The 24,263-nt window shown below is 61.6% G+C and carries 24 protein-coding genes; 12 read left to right on the plus strand and 12 right to left on the minus strand.

Annotated elements, in window-relative coordinates; all coding sequences use genetic code 11:
* Positions 1-5 precede the first annotated feature (5 nt).
* Both DFO48_RS08675 and DFO48_RS08680 read right to left on the minus strand, forming a co-directional pair.
* Positions 6-752, minus strand: coding sequence for a hypothetical protein (locus tag DFO48_RS08675; protein WP_114863152.1), 747 nt, complete (start codon positions 750-752; stop codon positions 6-8).
* Positions 688-1,500, minus strand: a complete 813-nt coding sequence (locus DFO48_RS08680; RefSeq protein WP_114863153.1) for an SURF1 family protein — start codon at positions 1,498-1,500, stop codon at positions 688-690. The genes DFO48_RS08675 and DFO48_RS08680 overlap by 65 nt, the downstream gene beginning before the upstream one ends.
* Positions 1,501-1,514: 14 nt before the next feature.
* Here DFO48_RS08680 and DFO48_RS08685 point away from each other — a divergent pair, with 14 nt between their 5' ends.
* Positions 1,515-1,757, plus strand: a complete 243-nt coding sequence (locus DFO48_RS08685; RefSeq protein ID WP_003075492.1) for a twin transmembrane helix small protein — start codon at positions 1,515-1,517, stop codon at positions 1,755-1,757.
* A 131-nt stretch (positions 1,758-1,888) separates the two neighbouring features.
* Here DFO48_RS08685 and DFO48_RS08690 read toward each other — a convergent pair whose 3' ends face one another.
* The 7 genes from DFO48_RS08690 to DFO48_RS08720 form a co-directional block, all read right to left on the minus strand.
* The gene (locus DFO48_RS08690; protein ID WP_114863154.1) at positions 1,889-2,770 is read right to left on the minus strand and encodes a cytochrome c oxidase subunit 3; all 882 of its coding nucleotides are present in this window, start codon (positions 2,768-2,770) and stop codon (positions 1,889-1,891) included.
* 88 nt (positions 2,771-2,858) lie between these two features.
* Positions 2,859-3,056, minus strand: a complete 198-nt coding sequence (locus tag DFO48_RS08695) for a DUF2970 domain-containing protein (protein ID WP_003051791.1) — start codon at positions 3,054-3,056, stop codon at positions 2,859-2,861.
* Positions 3,053-3,667, minus strand: coding sequence for a cytochrome c oxidase assembly protein (locus DFO48_RS08700; protein ID WP_003075489.1), 615 nt, complete (start codon positions 3,665-3,667; stop codon positions 3,053-3,055). Before DFO48_RS08700 ends, DFO48_RS08695 begins: the two co-directional genes overlap by 4 nt.
* Before the next feature lie 35 nt (positions 3,668-3,702).
* Positions 3,703-3,813 (minus strand): cytochrome oxidase small assembly protein, encoded by a 111-nt coding sequence (locus DFO48_RS25600; RefSeq protein WP_003075487.1) that lies wholly within the window; start codon positions 3,811-3,813, stop codon positions 3,703-3,705.
* A gap of 10 nt (positions 3,814-3,823) precedes the next feature.
* Positions 3,824-5,467, minus strand: coding sequence for a cytochrome c oxidase subunit I (gene ctaD, locus DFO48_RS08705; RefSeq protein WP_114863155.1), 1,644 nt, complete (start codon positions 5,465-5,467; stop codon positions 3,824-3,826).
* 34 nt (positions 5,468-5,501) lie between these two features.
* Positions 5,502-7,076, minus strand: a complete 1,575-nt coding sequence (coxB, locus tag DFO48_RS08710; RefSeq protein ID WP_114863156.1) for a cytochrome c oxidase subunit II — start codon at positions 7,074-7,076, stop codon at positions 5,502-5,504.
* Positions 7,077-7,655: 579 nt separating this feature from the next.
* Complete coding sequence (locus DFO48_RS08720; RefSeq protein WP_114863493.1) at positions 7,656-8,564, minus strand: class I SAM-dependent methyltransferase; 909 nt, start codon at positions 8,562-8,564, stop codon at positions 7,656-7,658.
* A 90-nt stretch (positions 8,565-8,654) separates the two neighbouring features.
* Between DFO48_RS08720 and DFO48_RS08725 the strand changes: the two genes are divergently transcribed.
* The 3 genes from DFO48_RS08725 to DFO48_RS08735 all read left to right on the plus strand — a co-directional run bounded on the left by DFO48_RS08725 (position 8,655) and on the right by DFO48_RS08735 (position 10,422).
* Positions 8,655-9,395: a ComF family protein gene (locus DFO48_RS08725; protein WP_034348551.1), complete on the plus strand. Its 741-nt coding sequence runs from the start codon at positions 8,655-8,657 to the stop codon at positions 9,393-9,395.
* A 70-nt stretch (positions 9,396-9,465) separates the two neighbouring features.
* Positions 9,466-9,960, plus strand: a complete 495-nt coding sequence (gene trmL / locus DFO48_RS08730; RefSeq protein WP_003075476.1) for a tRNA (uridine(34)/cytosine(34)/5-carboxymethylaminomethyluridine(34)-2'-O)-methyltransferase TrmL — start codon at positions 9,466-9,468, stop codon at positions 9,958-9,960.
* 87 nt (positions 9,961-10,047) lie between these two features.
* Positions 10,048-10,422, plus strand: a complete 375-nt coding sequence (locus tag DFO48_RS08735; RefSeq protein WP_233506359.1) for a DUF4148 domain-containing protein — start codon at positions 10,048-10,050, stop codon at positions 10,420-10,422.
* Positions 10,423-10,525: 103 nt separating this feature from the next.
* On the opposite strand, the gene DFO48_RS08740 is transcribed toward DFO48_RS08735, so the two are convergent.
* Both DFO48_RS08740 and DFO48_RS08745 read right to left on the minus strand, forming a co-directional pair.
* Positions 10,526-10,990, minus strand: coding sequence for a MaoC family dehydratase (locus DFO48_RS08740; protein WP_003071260.1), 465 nt, complete (start codon positions 10,988-10,990; stop codon positions 10,526-10,528).
* A 132-nt stretch (positions 10,991-11,122) separates the two neighbouring features.
* On the minus strand, positions 11,123-11,755 hold the full coding sequence (locus DFO48_RS08745; protein ID WP_003075471.1) for a LysE family transporter: 633 nt from the start codon (positions 11,753-11,755) through the stop codon (positions 11,123-11,125).
* Between the two features lie 204 nt (positions 11,756-11,959).
* Between DFO48_RS08745 and kefC the strand changes: the two genes are divergently transcribed.
* Both kefC and DFO48_RS08755 read left to right on the plus strand, forming a co-directional pair.
* Positions 11,960-13,852 (plus strand): glutathione-regulated potassium-efflux system protein KefC, encoded by a 1,893-nt coding sequence (kefC, locus tag DFO48_RS08750; protein ID WP_003075469.1) that lies wholly within the window; start codon positions 11,960-11,962, stop codon positions 13,850-13,852.
* 16 nt (positions 13,853-13,868) lie between these two features.
* On the plus strand, positions 13,869-14,321 hold the full coding sequence (locus DFO48_RS08755) for a DUF1841 family protein (RefSeq protein WP_003075467.1): 453 nt from the start codon (positions 13,869-13,871) through the stop codon (positions 14,319-14,321).
* A gap of 80 nt (positions 14,322-14,401) precedes the next feature.
* Here the strand turns inward: DFO48_RS08755 and DFO48_RS08760 are convergent, their stop codons facing one another.
* Positions 14,402-15,064 (minus strand): cytochrome c, encoded by a 663-nt coding sequence (locus DFO48_RS08760; RefSeq protein WP_034348604.1) that lies wholly within the window; start codon positions 15,062-15,064, stop codon positions 14,402-14,404.
* A 116-nt stretch (positions 15,065-15,180) separates the two neighbouring features.
* Here DFO48_RS08760 and DFO48_RS08765 point away from each other — a divergent pair, with 116 nt between their 5' ends.
* The 6 genes from DFO48_RS08765 (at position 15,181) to DFO48_RS08790 (ending at position 24,254) form a co-directional block, all read left to right on the plus strand.
* Positions 15,181-16,023: a MoxR family ATPase gene (locus tag DFO48_RS08765; protein WP_003075462.1), complete on the plus strand. Its 843-nt coding sequence runs from the start codon at positions 15,181-15,183 to the stop codon at positions 16,021-16,023.
* 30 nt (positions 16,024-16,053) lie between these two features.
* A complete protein-coding gene (locus DFO48_RS08770) occupies positions 16,054-16,275 on the plus strand; it encodes a hypothetical protein (protein ID WP_003075460.1) in 222 nt (73 codons plus the stop codon).
* 11 nt (positions 16,276-16,286) lie between these two features.
* The gene (locus tag DFO48_RS08775; RefSeq protein ID WP_003075456.1) at positions 16,287-16,889 is read left to right on the plus strand and encodes a GNAT family N-acetyltransferase; all 603 of its coding nucleotides are present in this window, start codon (positions 16,287-16,289) and stop codon (positions 16,887-16,889) included.
* Between the two features lie 18 nt (positions 16,890-16,907).
* Positions 16,908-18,095 (plus strand): VWA domain-containing protein, encoded by a 1,188-nt coding sequence (locus DFO48_RS08780; protein ID WP_114863158.1) that lies wholly within the window; start codon positions 16,908-16,910, stop codon positions 18,093-18,095.
* A gap of 121 nt (positions 18,096-18,216) precedes the next feature.
* On the plus strand, positions 18,217-20,007 hold the full coding sequence (locus DFO48_RS08785; RefSeq protein ID WP_003075454.1) for an autotransporter assembly complex family protein: 1,791 nt from the start codon (positions 18,217-18,219) through the stop codon (positions 20,005-20,007).
* A 2-nt stretch (positions 20,008-20,009) separates the two neighbouring features.
* The gene (locus tag DFO48_RS08790) at positions 20,010-24,254 is read left to right on the plus strand and encodes a translocation/assembly module TamB domain-containing protein (RefSeq protein ID WP_114863159.1); all 4,245 of its coding nucleotides are present in this window, start codon (positions 20,010-20,012) and stop codon (positions 24,252-24,254) included.
* Positions 24,255-24,263 lie beyond the last annotated feature (9 nt).

Consider the following 24,263-nt stretch of genomic DNA (forward strand, 5'->3'; position numbering starts at 1 on the left):
AACACCTATTTCCGTGCTGCATCGACCGTAGCCCGCCCGGCCTCGTCCCATGAGGCAGAGGCGCGCAGCAGCCGCTCCAGATCGCGCTTGGCCTTGCCGGCCGTGGCTTTATCCATGCTTGCTGGAAAGCGCATCATCCAATGCCCCTGCGGATCGACCACATACAGATGCTCGTCCAGTGCATGCCCGACCTCGGGCTTGAGCCAGTTGCCGATGACTGCAGCGGGCACACGTACCGTTATGGCTTGCTCGGCAGCCGGCAGGATTTTTTCAGGCACGGGCTGCTGGTCGCTGATGAGCCAGACCCAGTCCAGCCGGTCCTTATCACGACCCAGGGTTTCACGCAGTTGGCGCTGCAGATAGAGATGCTCCTGACAGCGCTGCCCGCAGTCCCCGGCACTGGTGCTCAGCAGCAGCCACTGGCCCTTGAGGCTGTTCAGATTCACGCTGCGGCCGTCCAGCGTCTGCGCCTGCACATCGGGCAGGCCGGGCTGCTCGGCAATCAGCTCGCCGTAGCTGCGCTGCTGCGAAGGACGCAACACGTAATAGGTGAAGTAGGAGGCCAGCACCGGCGCCGCACAGACCAGCAGCACGGCCAGCATCTTCCAGCGACCGCTGCGCGCCTGCATCTGCCGTGCCTGGGTATGCGCGGGATCGGGCAGGCTGTGGACCGCAAAGCTCAGCGGTTCATCCCTCGGGCTGCGCGGCGCGGCGGCGGGGGTAAAAGCGTCGGACGAGTTGAAACCAGACATAGAGCAACACCACCAAGACACTGAGTCCGAACCACTGAAATGCATAGCCGTAGTGCTTTTGCACACCGGCATTGATCTGCGGCCAGTCGCGCAGCAAGCCTTCGCTTGCGCCGCCGCCTTGCACCACGCTCAGCGCCAGCAGCGGCAAGCCGCTTTGCTGCGCCCACAGGGCAATGTCTGCATTCTGTCGGATGCGCGACTTTTGCTCATCAGGGTCTGCCCCGCCATGGGCGGCTTCCAGCTCCATCAGCCTGGACGGTGGCGCCTCCAGCCTGCCCTCGATGCTGACCGTGCCTGCAGGCGTCTGCACCTCTGGCAGGACCGAGCGATCCATGAAGTTGCGCGGTGCCCAGCCGCGCTGCACGATGATGACCCTGTGCTCATAAGGAGCGCTCAATCTGAAGGGCGTGAGCACATAGAAGCCGGCCCGACCCTGCATCTGGCGGTTGTCCAGAAAGAGGGTCTGCTCGGCCAGCCACTGGCCTTGCAACTGCACGGGTCTATGCAGCAGATGCGCCTTCTGTGCTTCGCCGGCGGAGTTTGCCGCCAGAGCCACCTCGGCGGCCAGCTGGGCGTTATGCCAGGGCTGCAGCGCCTGCTGGCGCGTGATGGCATCGAAAACAGCCTGCTTCTGCGCGGCCCGGCCCAGTTGCCAAAAGCCCAGCGATGCTGTGGCGGCCACGCAGATCAAGGCCGCCGCAGAAATCAGTAGAAACCGCCAGAGGTCTGGAAATCGGGAAATGCGCACCAGATAATCCGTTCATGAAATTCGTGATCATTCTCGCCTTTCTCGCCATTTTGGCGAGTCTCGGCAGTGCGCTTTTCTTCATGATGCGCAGGGGCGACGGCGGCGAAAACTCGGAGGCCGACGATGCCGAGCGAAGCCGCAAGATGTTTCGCGCCCTGGCCCTGCGTGTGGCTTTGTCGGTTGCGCTGTTTCTCTGCGTTCTGATGGCGGCCAAGCTGGGATGGATACAGCCCACAGGCTGGCAGCCCGGGCAATAGACCGCTTTGAGTCGCGCAGGATAACGCTCCTAAAACAAAAGCGCCTTGCGCTTGCCATTCATAGGATTCAGCATTGTTTGATGCTGAAACCGATGTTGGTCATGCGCAAGACGCTTCTATTTTTGAGAGTCTTACATCCAGTACACAAGGATGTAGAGAAAGACCCAGACTACGTCTACAAAGTGCCAGTACCAGGCAGCCCCCTCAAAGCCGAAGTGGTGCTTGTCGGTAAAGTCCCCTTTCATCAGGCGGATGGTGATGAAGAACAGCATCAGCATGCCCACCAGCACGTGGAAGCCGTGAAAGCCCGTCAACATGTAGAAGGTGGAGCCGAAAACGCCCGAGTTGAGCTTGAGGTTGTAGTCGTTATAGAGATGGTGATACTCGTAGCCCTGCACGCACAGGAAGACAAAGCCCAGAATCACCGTCATCCACATGAAGCTGATGCAACGCGCGCGGTTGTTGACCTGCAGCGCATGGTGGGCGATGGTCAGCGTCACGCCCGAGCTCAGCAGCAGCGCCGTGTTGATGGTGGGCAGCCAGAACGGCCCCACGGTCTTGAACGGCTCGACGATATTCGCGGGCGACGCCGTGGCTCCGGGAGCCACACTGGGCCACACGGCCTGGAAGTTCGGCCACAGCAGCTCGTTGGCCAGACTGCCCAGTGCCGGCACCGAGTGCGCGCGCGCCCACCACAGCGCGGTGAAGAAGGCGCCGAAGAACATCACCTCCGAGAAGATGAACCAGCTCATGCTCCAGCGGTAGGACAGGTCGATCTTGCGACTGTTGAGCCCGGCCTCGCTTTCGCGCGCTGCATCGCGGAACCAGACGAACAGCACGGACAGCCACCAGACCAGACCGACGAACAGGGAATACATTCCCCATTCGTGGCCATTGATCCAGGTGCCTGCGCCCAGAATCACAAAGAACAGACCGATGGCCGCCATCACGGGATGGCTGGATTCGGCTGGCACATAGTAGTAAGGGGTTGCGCCCTGCGGGGTTGCGCTCATCACTCGGCTCCTGACTCTGTTGATCGTTGTTTTGACCGACGCTCCACTATCACTTGCACTGCATTCGCCACACCTGTTTCAGCCAAGGCTAAACGACCAGGTTGACGATCCATATCAACGCTAATACCAAGGCAAAAATCGCTACCAGCCCCACGGCAATCACATGCAGCGGCGTGATGCTGGCGAAATCCTTCTCGTACTCCTTGCCCTTGCGCACGCCCAGCATGGCCCAGGCGACGGCCACAATGCTGCGCCAGAATCCGGTCTTCTTGGCGTCCTGCGTCATGAGCTGCCTCCTGGCGTGACGACAGCAGCCGTGCTGCCTTCGGGCGCTGCGGGGGTCTTGCCTCCCACCTCGAAGAATGTGTAGGACAGCGTGATCGTCTTCACATCCTTGGAGATGCGCGGATCGATGACAAAGGCCACCGGCCATTCACGCTTCTCGCCGGGCTCCAGCGTGTACTGCGAAAAGCAGAAGCACTCCATCTTGTTGAAGAAGGCCGTGGCCTGGCGCGGCGCATAGCTGGGGATGGCCTGGGCGGCCATGCGCCGGTTCTGCACGTTCTGGAACTCATACATCACCGTGGCCAGCTCGCCGGGATGGACCTGCACCGAACGCTTGGCCGGCTTGAAGTCCCAGGGTCCGCGTGCATTGGCATCGAACTCCACGGTGATGGTGCGGCTGGTGTCGATCTGGCTGTTGGGCGGAAGCTTCACGTCGCGGCCCGCCACGCCGGCACCGGGCACCTGTTTTTCGGACAGCGACAGGATGTTGATGCCCGTCAGCTCGCAGATATGCTTGTAGATGGGAATGAGCACATAGCCGAACGCAAACATGCCCAGGGCAACGATCGCCAGCTTGCCCACCATCTTCGCGTTTTCCTTGGCTATGCTCACCTCAAGCTCCTTCACTCGGTTGCCATCGGCCTGCCTCAATGCAGCCAGGCCATCTTCACCACAAAGCCGATAAAGAACACGGCAGCCGTGGAGGCCAGGATCAGCCCCAGCCTCCGGTTCGCCTTGCGTTGCTCCTGTGTCGTCATACGCGCCTCCTCAACCGATCACCTTGGTGGCGGTTTCATCGAGCTTGGGAGGCGTCTCGAAGGTGTGGAACGGAGCCGGAGAAGGCACTTCCCATTCCAGACCTTCGGCCGCTTCCCAGGGCTTTTGCGGCGCCTTTTCTCCGTGACCGCGCATCGCGGGCCAGACGACGAACAGGAAGAAATACACCTGCATCAGACCGAAGCCAAAGCCGCCCAGGGAGGCAATCATGTTGAAGTCGGCGAACTGCATGGGGTAGTCGGCATAGCGACGCGGCATGCCGGCCAGACCCAGGAAGTGCATGGGGAAAAAGGTGATGTTGAAGAAGATCAGCGAGCCCCAGAAATGAATGCGGCCGCGCGTCTCGGAATACATCACGCCCGTCCACTTGGGCGACCAGTAGTAATAGCCGGCGAACATGGAAAACAGCGAGCCGGCCACCAGCACATAGTGGAAGTGGGCCACCACGTAATAGGTGTCCTGCAGCTGGATGTCGATGGGCGCCATGGACAGGATCAGCCCCGTGAAGCCGCCCATGGTGAACACGAAGATGAAGCCCACGGCGAACAGCATCGGGGTTTCAAAGCTCATGGAGCCGCGCCACATGGTGGCCGTCCAGTTGAACACCTTCACGGCCGTGGGCACGGAGATCAGCATGGTCGCATACATGAAGAACAGCTGACCCGTGACCGGCATGCCGGTGGTGAACATGTGGTGCGCCCAGACGATGAAGGACAGGATGGCAATCGCCGCCACGGCATAGACCATGGAGGTGTAGCCGAACAGCTTCTTGCGGCTGAAGGCGGGCACGATCTGGCTGACGATGCCGAAGGCCGGCAAGATCATGATGTAGACCTCGGGGTGGCCGAAGAACCAGAAGATGTGCTGGTACATCACCGGATCGCCGCCGCCTGCAGGATTGAAGAAGCTGGTGCCGAAGTGACGGTCGGTCAGCGTCATGGTGATGGCGCCGGCCAGCACAGGCATCACGGCGATCAGCAGATAGGCGGTGATCAGCCAGGTCCAGGCAAACAGCGGCATCTTCATCAGCGTCATGCCGGGCGCGCGCATGTTCAAAATGGTGACGATGATGTTGATCGCGCCCATGATGGAGCTGGCGCCCATGATGTGCATGGCAAAGATGCTGGTGTCCATGGACGGGCCCATCTGCAGCGTCAGCGGCGCATACAGCGTCCAGCCGGCCGCCGGCGCACCACCGGGCATGAAGAACGAGCCCACCAGCATGATGCCAGCAGGAATCAGCAACCAGAAGCTGAAATTGTTCATGCGCGCAAACGCCATGTCGGACGCGCCGATCTGCAGCGGCAGCATCCAGTTCGCGAAGCCCACGAAGGCCGGCATGATGGCGCCGAACACCATGATCAGGCCATGCATGGTGGTGAGCTGGTTGAACAGCTCGGGGTTGACGATCTGCAGACCCGGCTCGAACAGCTCGGCACGAATCAGCATGGCCAGGATGCCTCCCACCATCAGCATGGTGAAGGAGAACAGCAGGTACATCGTGCCGATGTCCTTGTGATTGGTGGCAAACAGCCAGCGGCGCCAGCCAGAGGGCATGGCGTGGTGATGGTCGTCGTGCCCATGGTCGTGACCATGGCCCTCATGGGTGTGGACGGGAGGAACTACGGCGCTCATATTCTTTTCTCCAATCGGTCTCTATACCCGGGGCTTACTTCGCGGCCGTGATGTCAACACGGCGTGCCTGCTGGTCCGCGCCTGCCGCAGCCGTGATGGTCTCGGGCTTGCGCAGCTCGATGCGGTCACCGGCAATGCCGCTGTCCTCCAGCAGCTTGGCCACGGCCTTGGCTCGCTCCTTGGCCAGCTCCGCGTTCTTGTCGGCGTTGCCGGTGGAGTCCACAAAGCCTGACAGAGCAATCTTGCCGTCCTTGTGGGCACTCCAGTACTCGGCCGCCTTCTTCACCGCAGCCTGAGCCTTGTCGTCCAGCACGCTCTTGCCGGTCTCGAAAAAGACTTGATAAGGGCCGGCGTCGCTGGCGGCAGCGGCTGCACCTTGCACAGGGGCTGCAGAGTCAGCCGCAGGAGCTGCGGGTGCCGCACTGCCTCCGCCTTCCGGAAACTTGCCGCCACGCGCAGCCACGAACTGGGCGGGCTGCACCAACTGGCCGGTCTGGTTGCTCCAGTGGTTCTTGGCAAAAGTCACCACTGCGGCCAGTTCGGTGTCGCTCAGTTGCTTCCAGGCCGGCATGGCACCGTTGGCGCGGCCTTCGAGCACGGCATGCATCATGTCGGCCGTGGGGCCCAGCACCACGGGACTGCCGTCCAGCGGCTTGATGGGACCGGCTCCCTTGCCATTGGCCTGGTGGCAGGCTGCGCAGTTGGCCGCATAGACTTTTTCGCCACGCGCCACCAGATCGGCCAGCACCCAGACCTTGTTCGGATCATCGGCCTTGGCGGCCAGCTTCTTCTTTTCTTCGGCCACCCAGGCGCTGTAGGCTTCGGCAGACAGCACCTTCACATGGATGGGCATGTAGGCATGCTCCTTGCCGCACAGCTCGGCACACTGGCCGTAGTAGTCGCCGGTCTTCTCGGCCTTGAACCAGGTATCGCGCACAAAGCCGGGAATCGCGTCCTGCTTGATGCCAAAGGCCGGCACCATGAAGGAGTGGATCACATCGTTGGCCGTGGTGATGATGCGCACCTTCTTGCCCACAGGCACGACCAGCGGGTTGTCGACCCTGAGCAGATAGTCGTTGGGCGCCTTGCTCACATCGCCGCTGTTGGACATCTGACGCTGGGCGTTGTCCAGCGTGGAAACAAAGCCCAGGCCTTCGCCCTCGCCGCTCAGATAGTCATAGCCCCATTTCCACTGATAGCCGGTGGCCTTGATGGTGAGGTCGGCATTGGTCGTGTCCTTCTGCGCCACCAGCACCTTGGTGGCAGGCAGCGCCATCAGAATCACGATGATGAAGGGAGCCACCGTCCAGGCCACTTCCACCTTGACCGATTCATGGAAGTTCGCGGCCTTGGCACCCTGGGATTTGCGGTGCTTCCAGATGGAGTAGAACATCACCCCGAACACCGCGATAAAGATCACCGTGCAGATGATGAGCATCATCCAGTGCAGCCAGTGCTGTTCCACGGCAATGCGTGTCACAGGCGGATGCAGATTGAGCTGGTTGACGGCAGGGCCTCCCGGCAGATCCTGTGCCGCATAGGCCATGGAACTACCCCACGCCGCCAAGGCCAAACTCCAGGGAACCAGCTTGGTGGAAATGTTTTTCATCGTTTTCACTTACCTCTAAGCCTCAGTTGTCCACTCGCTCACACCGCTTCCGCCATGGCTGGCCAGAAGGCTGTGACACTCACACTACTTCGCGAACTTCAACGCAGCATGCCCCAGAATTTGATAGCACTGTCTGCGCGCATTCACTAATGCATGTACCGGAAACCCATGCCAATCGACCTTGCGCAAGCGGGCCTGACCGGACTTGAAACTCGTACTGGCAAGCGCATCTCACGGCAAGTGCCGGACATGGCTGAAACTGGCCTGGCAGCCAAGACAGAAGGGGAGAAGATGGGACGCCCCAGCACCGCGACAACCGCCGGGCACAGGGATGCGTCAGCGCAGCAAAAGGCTGGCTTGTGGTGATGATGAAATGCGAAAACCGGCCGCTGTCGAACCCGCTGGCCAGTCCCCTTGGCAAAGCGAAACACCCGATATCTCCCCTGGCGGCTTGGGCCGCACTGTCTGTTTTCCTTCAGGCAGGAGAGAAGCCCGAAGGATTGCTGCTATCCATGAAATAACTTGGGGAAATTGTAGGCAGCTTTGTGTCGAATCAATGACCGGAAAACGACAGATGTGCTATCGCAAACCCGTGTTGCGGGGCTGCTTGAGCATGGCCTTCATGTCTTCCAGCGACACGGCGCTGTTGGCTTCCAGACGCAGCTTGGGCTGCGGTTTGTAGGCGTGGCCATAGACGATCTCGAAGGTCAGCGAAAGCTGGCCATCGGGCTGCTTGTCGGCCCAGCGCTCCGCCATTTTCTGCAGCAGCTCGGCCTTCCAGCCACGGCCGCGCAGGCCGGCAAAACGCCCGGGATGCAGATTGCGGCCCAGTTCGCGCAGCTCCTGCAACAGGCGCTGCGGCGTGGCAAAGGTCAGTGTGATGCGCTCCATGTCCATCACGGGCTCGGCAAAGCCCGAATGCACCAGCATGTCGCCCCAGTCATGCATATCGGTAAACGTATGACCTGCCGGGCCCCAGCCCAGTTCGGCGTAGAGCCCATGCAACTGCTGCACCGTATCCGGCCCGAGGCAGGAGAACATGACATAGCCGTCGACCTTGAGCGCCTTGTGCCAGCGCTCGATCAGGGCCTGCGGGTCGGCGGCCGTATGCAGCAGCATATTGACCCAGAGCATGTCCATGCTGGCATCTGCAGGCGCCCCCATCTGCACGGCAGCCCCCTTCCAGCGCGAGAGCTGCCACCAGCGGCTGCCGAGCTTGTCCTGGGCCACGGCCTCGCGGCGGGCTACGGGTTCATAGATCGTGCATTCCGCCTGCGGATAGCGCTCGCGCAGCAGATGGTGTGCCTGCATGCCGCCGCGAACCGGCTCCCAGTGGCACCATTTCTCAGGCGGCTTCACTATCCAGTCCAGGCGCTGCTGCATGCGGCTGGCCACCTCTTCGTGCAACCACGGGGATTCGGCCGGAGCGGACATTTGCCAATGGTTTGCAGCTGCAGAATCAATTGTTGGAGGCAGGACGTGGGACATGGGCAGACAAAAGCAGGCAGCAAGTCGAGCAAGCGAGCCGCTCACCAACTGCCGGAGTGAAGATCAATGCGGCGCGAGTATATTGATTCCATGCCCGACCTTCATGCGACATGGCTTTCACGCCTGCGCCGCCAGCAGCAGCGTTGGCTGGATGCCTTGCCCAGCCAGTGCGCAGTCTGTGGTCGCTGGCCGGGGCCACGCATCTGCCGCGACTGCCATGCCCGCTGGGCTCAGCACAAGCACCGCTGCCACAGCTGTGCCTTGCCGCTGCCTGCTCTGGTCAGCCTCTGCGGCAACTGCCTCAAGCAACCACCCCGACTCAAGCGCTGCACCGCCGCGCTGGACTATGCCTACCCCTGGCAAAACCTCATCACACGCTACAAATTTCAGGCCGATCTGGGGTTGGCGCGCAGCCTAGGCAGGCTGATGGCCAGTCACCCCGAAGTCAGGGAGCAGTTGCGGGCCTGCGATGCCTTGCTGCCCATGCCGGCCTCCGCACAGCGCGTGCGCGAGCGCGGCTTTGACCACAGTCTGCTGCTGGCACGCTCCCTCTCGGAGCAATACGACAGGCCCTTGCCCTTGCTGAGCGAGGCTGTGCAACGCCAACATCTGGAGCTACCCCAACATGCCTCCAGCCGGGAACAAAGACTGCGCCAGCTGCGCGGCATCTTCAGCCTCGCCCCGGCTCGGCAGGCTCTGGTGAAAGGACGGGAGATTTTGCTGCTCGACGACGTGATGACCACTGGTGCCACGCTGGATGCACTGGCAGGCTGCCTGCTGTCGGCTGGCGCGGCCTCGGTCAGCGCCGTCGTGCTGGCACGCACGCCTTGACCCATATTCGCCACTCTGGAACTGCGGAGGCAGCAGCGTGGGTAAAAGCCGGGCTGCACAATAGCGCCCCATGTTTCATATCGTTCTTGTGGCGCCCGAGATCCCTCCCAACACGGGCAATGTCATCCGTCTGGCCGCCAATACGGGCTGCAGCCTGCATCTGATCGAGCCGCTGGGCTTTTCCATGGAAGACCGGCATATGCGCCGCGCCGGACTGGACTATCACGAGTACGCCAATGTGGCCCGCCACGCCAGCTGGGACGTCTTCCTTCAAACCTGTCAGCCGCAGCGCGAGCGCATGTTCGCCATGACCACGCATAGCAGCAGTCCGGCCCATGCCATGGAATTCAAGGCGGGCGACTGGCTGGTCTTTGGTTCTGAAAGCAAGGGACTGCCACCAGAGGTGCGCGCCCAGTTCCCCAATGAGCAGCGACTGCGCCTGCCCATGCTGGCATCTCAGCGCAGCCTGAACCTATCCAACGCCGTGGCCGTGACGGTGTTCGAAGCCTGGCGCCAGCAGGGCTTCGTGGGAGCTGCCCTTGCGGAGCCCAAGACAGCTCTTTAAGTTCCCGCTTATTGTCTCTATTTTCGGAACAATAAGTTGCGCAACAAGGGGTTTTTCTCGCAATTAGATCGTCCTAAAGTACGACCCATGGACTTGCAGCCGACCGACGATATCCGCCAGGACTGCAGGCCCGATGTACCCAAAGGACGAATCATGAAATACGCCAACCGCCTCGCCATCGTTGCCACCCTGGCCATGTCCGCCGCCGCTGCACAGGCCGCAGGCTTTGACTTCACCGGCGATCACTACCCTCCCGAAGTGGCCTCTCAGTCCACCCTGACCCGTGCCCAGGTCAAGGCTCAGGTGCAGGACGCCATGGCCAAGGGTCAGCTGCAACCCGTTGGCGATGCCTATCTGCCTCTGTCCCAGCAACAGCAATCCAGCAACCTCAGCCGTGAGCAAGTGCGCCAGGAAACCATTGCCGCAGGCAAGGCCGGTTTGCTGGACAACTATGGCGAATGACGGCCTCTGCGCAGCACCCTGCTGTGCAAGGTGCGGCTCAATAGCAAAGCCCCAAGGCCGATGCCAAGGGGCTTTTTTCATGGCTTGAAGATTACGCTGCGAATCAGGCCGCAGCACCAAAGCTGCGCGCCAGCGACTCAGCCACGCACACAGGCTTGTCGCTGCCCTCGCGCTCCACCGTCACCAGCCAGGTCATCTGAATGCCGGCCGGCTCGATGCGCTCCGCCGCCTGCAATGTCATGCGGGCCCGCAAGCGGCTGTTGACGGGCACGGGAGCCATGAAGCGCACACGGTTGAGCCCGTAGTTCACCCCCATCTTGGCGCCTTCGATCTTGAACGTGCCTTCGAAGAACTGCGGCAGCAGGGACAGCGTGAGAAAGCCATGGGCAATCGGCGCGCCGAACGGTCCCTGGGCGGCGCGCTCGGGATCGGTATGAATCCATTGCTGATCGCCCGTGGCGTCGGCAAACATTTGAATCTGGGCCTGGGTGATGGTAATCCAGTCGCTGACGGCGACTTCCTGCCCAATCGAGGCCAGCACTTCGGAGTAGGAGCGAAAGGTTTTCATGCCCCCAATGTAGAAGCCCCCTGCCCTGCGCCATGTCTGACGCGGGACAAGGGGCTTACCCTAGATGATTCGATCAAATATGCCGCTGGCTCAATCTATTCATAAGCATGCAGCTATGCTTTTCAAAGCAGATCAGGCTTCACTGGAGCGCTGAACAAAAAACAGGCCTGTGCCTACGGCCATCAGCAGGCCGCCGAACACCCGGTTCTGGTTGCGCATGGCGCGTGCGCTGCGCATCAGGCCACGCAAGGCGCTGGCACCTGCGGCATAGCTGTGCATCACAGTGGTGTCCACGGCCAGCATGGTCACGGCCAGAATCGCCAACTGAGGGGCCAGGGGACGACTGGTGGTCATGAACTGGGGTAGCACGGCGACCATGAAGATGATGCCCTTGGGATTGGTGGCATTGGTCAGAAAACCCGTCAGCACACGCTTTTTGAGACTGGCCTCAGGCACTGCCTCTTGCGTTGCCAGCGGCGAGCCACCCGAGCGCCACTGGCTGATGCCCAGATAGATCAGATAGCCTGCGCCCACGATCTTGACGGCATTGAAGGCCCACTCGGATGCCATGAGCAGCGAGCCCACGCCGGCACCTGCTATCAACAAGATGAGCAGCAGCCCAAGTTGCAGACCCATGATGGTGGCGCTGGTCTTGCGCACACCATAGGACAGGCCATGACTCATGGACAGCACAGCCCCCGACCCCGGCGAGACCGCAATGATCCAGGAGGCCACAAAAAAAGCAAACCAGGTGTGCAGATCCATACTCACTCCAAACGCCGATCTAAAGCGCCAGTCACAAAGCGCCTATCTTAAAAGTTGCGCTATCAACTTGCAGACGCATGGTTGACCAGGCGCTATAAGTACCAGGTAAACATTCGTGCCATTTTTCTTTCTGTCAGAAATCTGACGCCTGGCTGCAGGTGCCAAAATGGAATCTCTCTAGGGTTAACACCACATAACATTCCCATGGAACACGGCTCTCCCATCTGGCTGACTTACGGCTTCATCTATCTTACGGCGGCGGTTCTGGCTGTCCCCATCGCCAGAGCCCTGGGCCTGGGAGCCATCATCGGCTATCTGGGCGCCGGCATTGCCATGGGCCCCTGGGGCTTTGGTCTGGTGCGCAATGTAGATGACATCCTGCATTTTGCCGAGTTTGGCGTGGTGCTGATGCTGTTCGTGATCGGACTTGAGCTGCAGCCCAAGCGCCTCTGGGAGCTGCGCCGCCCCATCTTCGGCTGGGGCATGGCGCAAATGGCGGTCTGCACCGGCATTCTGTTTCTGGCCGCCTGGGCCTTTGGTCTGTCCTGGCGCGTCAGCCTGATTGCGGGCATGGGCCTGGCACTGTCGTCTACCGCTGTCTGCCTGCAGATCATGGCCGAGCGCAATCTGATGCGCACTCCCAGCGGACAGGCCGCCTTCTCCATCTTGCTGTTCCAGGACGTGGCGGCCATCCCCATCCTGGCGCTGATTCCGATTCTCGGCGCTTACAAGGCCGCCCATGCCAGCCACGGTGACAGCCATGTCTGGCTGGCCATTCTCAAGACCGTGGGCACGATTGGCGCCGTAATCATCGGCGGCCGCCTGCTGCTGCAACCGCTGCTGCGCTGGATTGCGCGCAGCAAGACCCCCGAGATCTTTACTGCCACCTCCTTGTTGTTGGTCGTAGGCATTGCCATGCTGATGACACAGGTGGGCCTGTCCATGGCGCTGGGCGCCTTCCTGGCCGGCGTGCTGCTGGCCGACAGCGAATACCGCAGCGAGCTGGAAACCAATATCGAGCCGTTCAAAGGGCTGCTCCTGGGCCTGTTCTTCATGGCCGTGGGCATGAGCATTGACTTTGGCGTCATCCTCCAGTCTCCCTGGGCCATGGCCGCCATGGTGACGGGCTTTATTGCGCTGAAGGCAGTGATGATCTTCGGCCTGGCCAAATTCATGCAGATTCCCTGGCGCGAACGCCCTGTGTTCACGCTGATGCTGGCGCAAGGTGGGGAATTCGCCTTTGTGGTGTTCCAGACAGCCGCGCAGTACAAGGTGTTTCGCCACAGCGTCTCGTCCATGCTGGTCGCGGCCGTGGCTCTGTCGATGCTGCTGGGCCCGCTGTTGCTGGTGCTGCTGGACAAACTGCTGCTGCGCCGCTTTTCCACCATCAAGGATGAGGAGTGCGGCTCCGACAAGGCCAGAGAGATCTCCGAGCCTCAGGACTCGCCCATCATCATTGCCGGCTTCGGCCGCTACGGCCAGATCGTGGCTCGCGTGTTGCTGGCCCAGGGCATACGCCCGACCATCCTGGACCATAGCGTGGAGATGCTGGAGGCCGCGCAGATCTATGGCCACCGGGTGTTTTACGGCGATGCCACTCGCATGGACCTGCTGCGCATTGCAGGCGCAGCCAAGGCACATGTGCTGGTAATTGCCGTCGACACTCCCGAGCAGTCCCTCAAGATAGCCAGTCAGGTACGCAAGCATTTCCCCAACCTGGAGATCGTGGCCCGCACCCGGGATCTCAATCACTGGTTCCAACTGCGCGACCTGGGTGTGGAGCATGCCCAGCGTGAAGTGTTCGAGTCCAGCCTGATCTCGGCCCAGTCGGTGCTGGAACTGTTAGGTCAGAGTCCGGCCGAGGCCAAACGCATCACGGCACGCTTCAGGGAGCACAATCTGGCTCTGGCTGAGCGCATGTACCCGCATTACAAGGACAAGAACCAGCTGATTGCGGTGGCCAAGCAGGGACGCCAGCAACTGGTGGAGCAAATGGCCAAGGAACGTGCCGACCTCCTGGCTGACAGCGCAGAAACACCAGATACCGCCCCGGCCAGCGAGCAAGACCACAGTCCGGCCGACGCCCGGCAGCCGTGATACGCTGCGCGCCATCATGTTCAACCCCAGTCAAGCCGACGTACGGCGATTTTTTTGCGGTGTGCGCGCCAAGATGATCAGCGGCGCGCCCATGGAGGCCATCGAGACGCTGGCCAGCCTGTGGATAGACGAGCACCCAGAGTATTTCGATGAGCTCTCCGACGTGGATGCCGCCGTGGCGCGCAACTACGATGCGGAGACCGAGCGTACCAACCCGTTTCTGCACCTGTCCATGCATCTGTCCATCAGCGAACAGTGCAGCGTGGACTCGCCACGCGGCATACGCCAGGCCGTGGAACTGCTGACCAGAAAGCGTGATCTGCATGACGCCCATCACGCCGCGATGGAATGCCTCGGCCAGATGCTCTGGGAAAGCCAACGCTCGGGACGCCCGCCCGATGGTGAGGCGTATGTCGCCGGAGTTCAGCGTCTGGCCACCACCGACGGCAGTTTCAAAAGCAGCCCCTGAGGCGATGTGCCGCAGAGCGGCACTTCATGGAGACAAAGAAAAAGCCCGTCTTCACGGGCTTTTTCTTTGTCGCAGCCGAGCTACTTCTGGCCCAGACGGAAGTGCGGCTGCGCCACCACCTGCATCTCGCTGTCCAGGCTGCCGATGTACTTGGCAAGTTGCTGCAGCTCGTCGTTCTTGAACTGCTTGGCAATACCCGCCATCACGCCATTGCTGCGCCCGATGAGCGGATTGCCATCGGTTTTGTATGACTGCAACGCGCGCAAGACATAGTCCGAATACTGCCCTGCCACCTTGGGGTAGGACGGGTCAATGGGCTTTGAAAAGCCTTCACCGTGACAGGAGAAGCAGGCACCTTTTTGCAGCAGCGCCGTGACAGCAGGGTTCGCCTCCTTGGCCTTGCCATCCTTGGCCTTGCCATGACCTGCATAGAAGGCCGCCACATCGGCCATGTCCTGCTCGCTCAGCGAGTCGGCAATGCCGCGCATGGTGGGGTGTTTTCGTTCGCCTTTTTTATAGGCATTCAGAGCCGAGACGATATAGGCCTCGTTTTGCCCGCCGATCATCGGCACCTTGTAAACCTCAGGGAAGCTGGCCTGATAACCGGTGATGCCATGACAGCCTATGCACATGGCGATCTTGCCTTCGCCGGCCTTTGCATCGCCCTTGACAGCCTGGGCGTTTGCCGCGCCGGTCACTGATGCGACAACTACTGCCAATACCGTGGTCCAAGTTTTTATCATTTTGCGCGCACAATCCTTCAAGAGTTCAGACGGGTGCTCAAATGCCTTGCTGCAGTGCAAACGATTATGGCAGTGAGAATTTCGCACGCTTATCAATACTTACGCTGATACCGCCCATGAAGTTTCAAGGTTCCGACAAATACGTGGCCACGCAAGATCTGATGCTGGCCGTCAACGCTGCCGCTACCCTGCAGCGCCCTCTGCTGATCAAGGGCGAGCCCGGCACGGGCAAGACCATGCTGGCCGAGGAAGTGGCTCAGGCGCTGGACATGCCACTGCTGCAGTGGCATATCAAGTCCACCACCAAGGCCCAGCAAGGCCTGTATGAGTATGACGCCGTAAGCCGTCTGCGCGATTCGCAGTTGGGAGACGAGCGCGTCAAGGACATTCACAACTACATCGTCAAGGGCGTGCTCTGGCAGGCTTTCACGGCGGAACGCCCCGTGGCCCTGCTGATCGACGAGATCGACAAGGCCGACATCGAGTTCCCCAACGACTTGCTGCGCGAGATTGATCGCATGGAGTTCTATTGCTACGAAACCCACGAGATGATCCGCGCCAAGCACCGCCCGCTGGTCTTCATCACCTCGAACAACGAAAAGGAATTGCCCGACGCCTTCTTGCGCCGCTGCTTTTTCCACTACATCAAGTTCCCCGATGCCGACACCATGCGCCAGATCGTGAACGTGCATTTCCCTAGGCTGCAGGGTGAGTTGCTGAGCGCCGCCATGAAGGTCTTCTACGATGTGCGCAATCTGCCCGGCCTCAAGAAAAAGCCTTCAACCAGCGAGTTGATCGACTGGCTCAAACTGCTGGTCGCCGAGGAGATCCCTGCATCGGCCCTGCAGTCCGAGGAAGGCAAGGTCAGCGTACCGCCCCTGGTTGGCGCACTGCTCAAGAACGAGCAGGATATGAGCCTGTTTGAAAAGCTGGTCTTCATGAACCAGCGCAACCGCTAACCTTCCTTAAGAACCGAGGAGACACAGCCCATGAGCACCGCACAACAACTGCTGCTGGAAGGTGGCTCCGACGCCATCGGCTTTGTGGGTGGAGCCCTGCTGGGCTGGGGCCTTTCCCATGTGCTGGGGCTTGACCTGTTTGCCCAGGGCTATGGTGCGGGCAGCATTGCCGCCATCGCCTTGGTGGGACTTGGCGGAGGCCTGGGGCTCAAGCTGGCCCGACTCTGGCGCGGCAAGCGCAATCCACTTTGAGTGAGCGAGCCATGACTTTTGTAGAACCTGTGACCTTGCGCGACCGCGGCGTGCGGCTGGAGCCGCTGGCTCTGAGCCATGAGCCTGGACTGGCAGCGGCCGCAGCCGATGGAGAGCTGTGGAAGATACGAGTGACTTCCGTGCCCGAGCCTGGCGAAGTACGCAGCTATATCGAGGCCGCGCTGCTGGGCCGCGACCAGGGCCACCGCTTTGCGTTCGCCGTGCTTGACGATGCCACCGGCAAGGTGCTGGGCACGACCAGCTATCACGACATCGTGCCTGCCATTCGCCGTGTGGAGATTGGCTACACTTGGTATGCCAAAAGCGTGCAGCGCACCCATGTCAACACTTCGGCCAAGCTGCTGCTGCTGGCCCATGCCTTCGGTACGCTTGGCTGCCATGTGGTGGGCTGGCGCACGGACAACTTCAACTTCGCCAGCCAGCGCGCCATCGAGCGTCTGGGAGCCAAGAAGGATGGCGTGATTCGCGGCCATGCGCTGCGCCGCGACGGCACGATTCGCGACACCGTGATGTACAGCATGCGCAGTGGCGAATGGCCTGAAGCCCGTGCACAACTGCTCTACCTTCTGGAGCAACATGCACCCGCTGCATAAGCGCTGGAGGCATTTTTCATGCTGATCGATTTCTTCTATACCCTGCGCGCCGCCAAACTGCCTGTGTCGGTCAAGGAGTTTCTGGCTCTGCTGGAAGCACTGGACGCGGGCATCATCGGCCCCAAGAGCGAAGATCGCTGGAGCCTGGACGACTTCTACCACCTGGGCCGAATCATTCTGGTCAAGGACGAGAAGCACTACGACAAGTACGACCGCGCTTTTTCCGCCTATTTCAAGGGCGTGGAGATGCTGGCCGACCTGACCAAGGAAATTCCGCAGGACTGGTTGCAAAAGCTGCTGGAGCGCGAACTCAGCCCCGAGGACAAGGCCAAGATCGAAGCCATGGGCTGGGACGAGTTGATGGAGACGCTCAAGAAGCGCCTGGAGGAGCAAAAGGAACGCCACGAAGGCGGCAACAAATGGATTGGTACTGGCGGCACCAGCCCCTTCGGCCATGGCGGCTACAACCCGGCGGGCATACGCATTGGCGGGCCGGGCCGCAACAAGAGCGCCGTCAAGGTCTGGGAGCAGCGCGCCTACCGCGACTATGACGACACCCAGGAACTGGGCACGCGCAACATCAAGGTCGCTCTGCGCCGCCTGCGCAAGTTTGCGCGCCAGGGCAGCGAACTGGAACTGGACCTGCCGGACACCATCCGCTCCACGGCCGCCAATGCGGGCTATCTCGACATCAAGATGATCCCCGAGCGGCACAACAATGTGAAAGTGCTGCTGCTCATGGACGTGGGCGGCACCATGGACGAGCATATACAGCGAGTGGAAGAACTGTTCTCGGCCGTGAAGAGCGAGCTCAAGCATCTGGAGTTCTATTACTTCCACAACTGTGTCTACGACTTCATGTGGAAGAACAACCGCCGCCGCTTTGCCGAAAAATTTCCGACCTGGGACATCATTCGCAAGTACAACAAGGACTACAAGCTGATCTTTGTCGGTGACGCGACCATGAGCCCCTATGAAATCCTGCAGCCCGGCGGCTCGGTCGAGTACATGAACGAGGAGCCCGGTGCCGAGTGGCTGCAGCGCCTGACGAATGCCTTCCCGCACTTTGCCTGGATCAACCCCGAACCTCAGGGCGTATGGCAGTACCGCCAGAGCATCAGCATCATCCAGCAGCTGATGGGGGACCGCATGTACCCTTTGTCGCTCAAAGGCTTGGAAGACGCCATGCGCATGCTGTCAAAATAGGGGCATGCCCCAGACCTTGCCCTTGAAAAAGCCGGCCTTGAGGCCGGCTTTGCTTTTGGGAGCCGCCTTGCTCCTCAGCGGCTGCAGCCTGCTTTCCCCCAAAGACAAAGAAGCCGAAGCCATGGGCATCGACACCAGCGGCCCCCCAGCCTTCACTCTGGAAGTCGATGCCCCCAAACAAGTCCGTGCGCTGCTGGAGCAGCATCTTGAACTCAAGCGTTTTCGCCACCAGCCCGATCTGCAGCGCCGCGAGCTGACACGCCTGCTGGGCGCGACTGATGCCAACGTGCGCGAGCTGATAGGCACCCTTGGCTATTTCAGTCCCACGGTGACCGTGGAGCTGACCGATACACCCGAGGAAGAAGCGCCACGCAAAGTGGTGGTCAAGGTCGATCCAGGCCCGCCCACCATCATTGAAAAATCCGAGGTGCGTTTTACCGGCGTCAATGCCAGCGATGAACTGGGGACCTCGCAGCGCCTGCAGATCGAAGAAACCTGGCCGCTGCAGGCTGGCGAGCAATTCTCGCAATCGGCCTGGAGCAGCGCCAAGAGCGGTGGTCTCAAGGAGCTGCAAAAGCGCCGCTACCCGCTGGCACGCATAGATACCAGTCTGGCCGATGTGGATGCCGACACCAACAAGGCCCAGGTCAGCGTTAGCTATGCCCCCGGCCCTGCCTATACCTTCGGTCCGCTACAGATTGATGGCGCCGAGCGCTACGACCCGGTGCGAACGGCCCGTATTGCGCGCCTTCCGGAAGGTCAGGAATATGACTTGCAAAGCATGCTCGATGCGCAGCAGCGCCTGGTCAGCAGCGGCTATTACGACTCGGTATTTCTCTCCCTGGCCGATTCGCCACAACAGGCCGCTACCGAAGCTGAGCGCGACGAGCAGCGCAAGAATCAGGGTGCAGCCATCACCTCGCCCGTGATTGCCAAGGTGCGCGAAGCCAAGCTGCAGAAATGGGTGTTCGGCGTGGGTCTGAGCACGGACACCGGACCTCGTCTGTCCATCGACCACACTTACAACAAGGTGCCCGGTCTGAACTGGCGCGCCGTCAGCAAGCTGCAGCTGGACAGGAAGAACCCGCTTATATCCACGCAGCTGGTTGGCCTTCCCGGAGAGAATCTCTGGCGCTGGTTTGCCAGCGGCAAGCTCGAGCGTGCGCCTGCAGGCGACTTCTACACCAACAGTGCACAGATGCGCTTTGGCCGCTCCAAGGCCGAAGACCGTATAGAGCGCAATATGTACCTGCAGTACGACTATGCCAAGACCCAGGGCGCAGGTGCTCCGCCCGGTGCTTCCTCGCTGCTGGCCAACTATGGCTGGACGGCCCGCTATTTCGACAACAATCTGCTGCCCACCTCCGGCTTCGGCCTGGCCCTGGAGGCTGGTGCCGGCACCACGCTGACGCCGCAGCGCTCGCCGTTCGGGCGCCTCACTGGGCGCTGGCTCAGCCTGATCCCGCTGGGCGAGCGCGACGAGGAAACCAGGCGCCACAGCCGTCTGCAGCTCAAGGCTGGAGTCGGCGCCGTCATGGCCAAGAAAGATGTGGATCTGCCCACCACCATCATGTTTCTGACCGGCGGCGACAACACGGTGCGCGGCTACGGCTATCAATCGATTGGCGCACGCACCGACAACGGCCGTGTGATTGCGGGCCGCTATCTGGCGATGGGCAGCGTGGAATGGCAGCGGCCCATCACCATCAAGGGAAATACCCAGGACTTCGAGCACGCCGTCTTCATCGATGCCGGCACCGTGGGCGATGACATCAACCGCCTCTACACCCGCGTCGGTTTTGGCACCGGCATTCGCTGGAAAAGCCCGGTTGGCCCAATTCAAGCAGATCTCGCCTGGGGCGCACAGGAGCAGCAACTGCGCCTGCACCTGCGTCTTGGCTTCACGTTTTAAGCATGGCAGAACAAAACACCTCCCCTCCCGCCAAGGCATCCTCTTCACCTCTCAAACGCCGCCGCTGGCTACGCGCGCTGGGTTGGACCTTTGCAGCGACCCTGCTCGCCCTGGTGCTGGCGCTCGGCAGCTTGCTGTGGTGGATTGGCAGGGACGACTCGCTCAACCAAACGCTGCAGCGTGTGGCCGGCTGGATGCCCGCAGACCAGACCCTGGTCGCCAAAGAGGTCACGGGCAGTGTCAAGAATGGCGGCCGCATCGGCTGGCTGCAATGGCAAAGCCCGACCATGAAGGTCGAAGTCAGGGAAGCTCAGATCGGCTGGCAGTTCAGGCCTTTGCTGCTGTCGCGTACGCTCAAGCTGGGCGAGGTTCATATTGCCGAGTTGCGCATTTCCAGCACCCCTGATCCCGACAAACCCGCCAGCGAACCGCTGCAGTCGCTGACCCTTCCAGTGAAGATAGAGCTGCCCTTCAAGGTCGATCAGATCATCTGGCAAGGCCCGCCTGAAGCCGTGGTGCAGGACCTTCGCGGTCGCTATGAATACACGGGCACGCATCACGAACTCAAAGTCAGCAGCCTGCGCTTTGCCCAGGGCGCCTACCAGGCCCAGCTGAAGTTGCAGGGCGCCGCACCCATGTCCTTGCAGGCCGAAGCAAGCGGCGATGTGCAAGTGCCCAATCCGCTGGACAAAAGCGATGATTCTGCCAACACCATTGCCGTGCAGGCCAGAGTGACAGCCGAAGGCACTCTGGCCACCGACGCGGCCAAGCTGGAGATCAAGGCCAATGCCAGCGCCGAGGCCTTCGGCTCCAGCGCAGACACTCAAGTAAAAACAGCTCTCGACCCCAAACTCAAAGGCAACCCGCAGCCCTCAGGCGCGAAGTCCGGGCAAGCAGCAGATGCCGCCCCCATGCAAGCGGATGTGGAGGCCAGCATCATGCCCTGGCGCAGCCAGCCGCTGCTGGCTGCCAAGGCCCAGCTCCGCAATCTCGATGTCTCGGCATTCTGGCCTCAAGGACCGCGCACCCTGTTGACCGGCCAATTGCAGGCTGGCCCCGACGAAACGGTAGCTGCAGCTACGGACCTGGAGGCTCAGCCCTGGAACCTGAACACCAGTTTCAGCAACTCGCTGCCCGGCCCCTGGGACCGGCAACGCCTGCCCGTGGCCGAGCTGATGGCCCGAGTCCATTTCAACGGCCAGCAATGGCAGGTCGACGACTCTCGTATCCAGATCGGCAAGGGCAATATCGCGCTCGGCGGTCAGTTCACTCCGAGCACCCGGTTGTTTGAAGGCCTGGCCACGGTGGAACAGCTCAACCCGGCCGATCTCTACAGCACGCTGGAAGCCGCCCCTCTGGAAGGCGAAATCAGCGCCAAGGCTGTGCAAGCCGAGCCTGGCAGCGGCGATGCCGCTGCCAGCAAGATTGTGTTTGCCGCTAATCTGCAGGCAGCGGGCGGCAAGCGCGACAGCAAAGCCTTGCGCATTCAGACACTGGCGGCCAGCGGCCAGTGGCAGGCTCCGCTGCTGCAACTGGAAAAGCTGCAGCTGGAAGCCCTGCAAGCCAGCGTCGACGCCAGAGCCGTGGAGTTCAATACCGAAACCCAGCAGGCCAAGGCTCGACTCAAGGCTACGGCACCCGGTGCGCAGCTGAACTTTGACGGGCAGATGAGTCCTGCTAGCGGCGCTGTCCAAAGCCAGCTGCAGCTCAGCTCCATGAGCACGCTCACACAATGGCTGCGCAAACTGCCAGGCGTCAAGGATCCGCTGGCCGGCGCGCAACTCGATGGCAGCGCAGATCTGCAACTGACTCTGAAGGGCGGTTGGGAAAATCTGCTCAAGCGCCTGAGCGCTCCCCATGGCGCGGCCATTCCCGCCAGTGGCTTGCAGATTCAGGCCAAGCTGCGCGCCGAGAAGATTCGCTATCTGCCTGCCGGCACCGCAGTCGACCAGGGCGCCGTCCTGCCTGCGCTGGCATTGAGCATTGACGGCAGCCCCGAAAATGCCAGGGTCGGCCTGACCGCACAGGCCCAGCAAGCGGGCAAGAGCATTCAGCTCGACACCGCTTTGCAGGCCGGTCTAGTCGGCGGCAAGGGCATGGCACCGCTGGACTGGCAAGCCAGTCTGGAAAAGCTGCAGGCCCAGCTCACACCCGACAAGAACAAGCCCGGCCCCTGGGTAGTGCAGTTGCAAGCCCCAGCCCCCGTGCAGCTCAGGCAGCGCACCAGCGGCAGCACGGTGCTGAGCACCGTCTATCAGTTCAGCGCCGGCAAGCTGCAGATCACGCCCCCGAAGTTGGGCATCAGACGTACCAGCAGCGAGCCACTGGCACCTGTACAGCTGGCATGGGATGAGGGCTCCGTCACCCGTACCGGCAGCGGCCAATGGGGTGTGCGCAGCGCAGGGCAGGCGCTTGGAATTCCACTGGCCTGGGTCGATGCCTTCAGCCTTGGCGATGACGAGCCGCCGCTGGAGGCAGCCGGCATTTCCGGTGACCTGAGCTTTAACGCACGCTGGAACTTGGACACCTTGGGCAAGGATCTCAAGGCCGATCTCACGGTCGAGCGCGCCGCAGGTGATCTGCGGCTGGCGGTGGACGATGGCTCCAGCACCACCGTCATCCAGACCACCGGCCCCACCGCCACACGCGCCGGCGGCACGCGCACGCGCCAGATCGGCGGCGCAGGCATGCGCTCGCGCATCAAGGATATACGCCTCAACGTGCAGGCCCAGGGCAGCCAGGTCAACGCCAAGCTACTCTGGGAGAGCGAGCGTGCAGGCAAGCTCAGTGCCGAACTGCGCACCCAGCTCAGCTATCAGCAGGACGGCTGGACGCTACCCGCCACGGCACCTCTGTCCGGTCAGTTACACGCCAACATGCCAGATATGGGACTGTGGGCCCTGTTTGCGCCACCGGGCTGGCGCATTCAGGGCACGCTGGCGGCTGACGCCAGCATCAGCGGCACCTTGCAGGACCCCAAGTGGCAGGGCGATATCAAGGCCGATGGACTCAATATCGTGTCTCTGCTCGATGGCGTGGACCTGCGCGACGGCATTCTGCGCGCCAAGCTGCAAGGCACCAGGCTGGACATCACCGAGCTGCGCCTCAAGGGCGGTAAGGGCAGCCAGGCACGCATTCTGGGCTATAGCGGCAACCTGACCCGAGCTCCCGAAGACGGCGGCCAGCTTACCGGTTCGGGCTATGCCCAGTTCACACCACCGGGTACGGGGGCTGAATCGGGCCTGAGCATGAATCTGCAGGCCAAGGCCAGCAAGCTGCAAGTCCTGGTGCGCGCCGACCGTCAGGTCAGCGTCTCCGGCGATCTGCAGGCCCGGCTGGAGCAGGGCCAGTTCACGCTGCGCGGCGACCTCAGCGTCGACAGAGCCTCCATCATCCTGCCCGAGGAATCCGCACCATCGCTGGACAAGGATGTGGTCGTGCGCTCGGCGGCATCGCGCAAGGCCGAAGAGGAAGAGCGCCAGCGTGCCGAGCAACAGGCACGCAAGGAGCAGGCCCGGGCCACGCCGCGCAAGGTGCCCGACATTCTCGTCAAGCTCGACATGGGCCGCGACTTTGCTCTGCAAGGCTTTGGCATCACCACGCGACTGCTGGGCCAGCTTGAAGTGCGAGGAGCCAGCTACATCGGCGGCCCGCCCAGCGTGACCGGAGAAATCCGTACCGAGGAAGGCCGCTACCGTGCCTGGGGACAGTCGCTGAATGTGGAAACCGGACTGATACGCTTCAATGGCCCCTACAACAACCCCTCGCTGGACATACTGGCGCTGCGCCCGAATATTGCCGTCAAGGCCGGTGTGCAAGTGCTGGGCACAGCCAGTGCGCCACGCGTGCTGCTGTATTCGGACCCGGCTCTTCCCGATGCAGAAAAGCTCTCCTGGGTGGTCATGGGACGCGATCCCGCCTCTGGCGGGGCCAGCAGCGCCTTGCTTCAGCAGGCCGCCATGGCCCTGCTGGCTGGTGGCAACAGCTCAAGCGGCAAGATTGCGGGCAGCCTGGGGCTCGATGAAGTCGGCTTCAAGGGCGGCGGCGACGGCACGGATGCTGCAGGTGCTGCGCTGACCATGGGCAAGCGCATCTCGGACAAGCTCTACCTGACCTACGAGCAGAGCCTGTCGGGAGCCATGGGCATCATCTACATCTTCTACGACCTGTCGCGCAGCGTCACCTTGCGCGCTCAGACCGGCATGACCAGCGCCATGGACATCGTGTATACCGTTCGCAAGGATTAAGCATGAAAT

It is taken from the genome of Comamonas sp. AG1104 (assembly GCF_003350425.1).
Taxonomy (GTDB): Bacteria; Pseudomonadota; Gammaproteobacteria; order Burkholderiales; family Burkholderiaceae_C; genus Comamonas; species Comamonas testosteroni.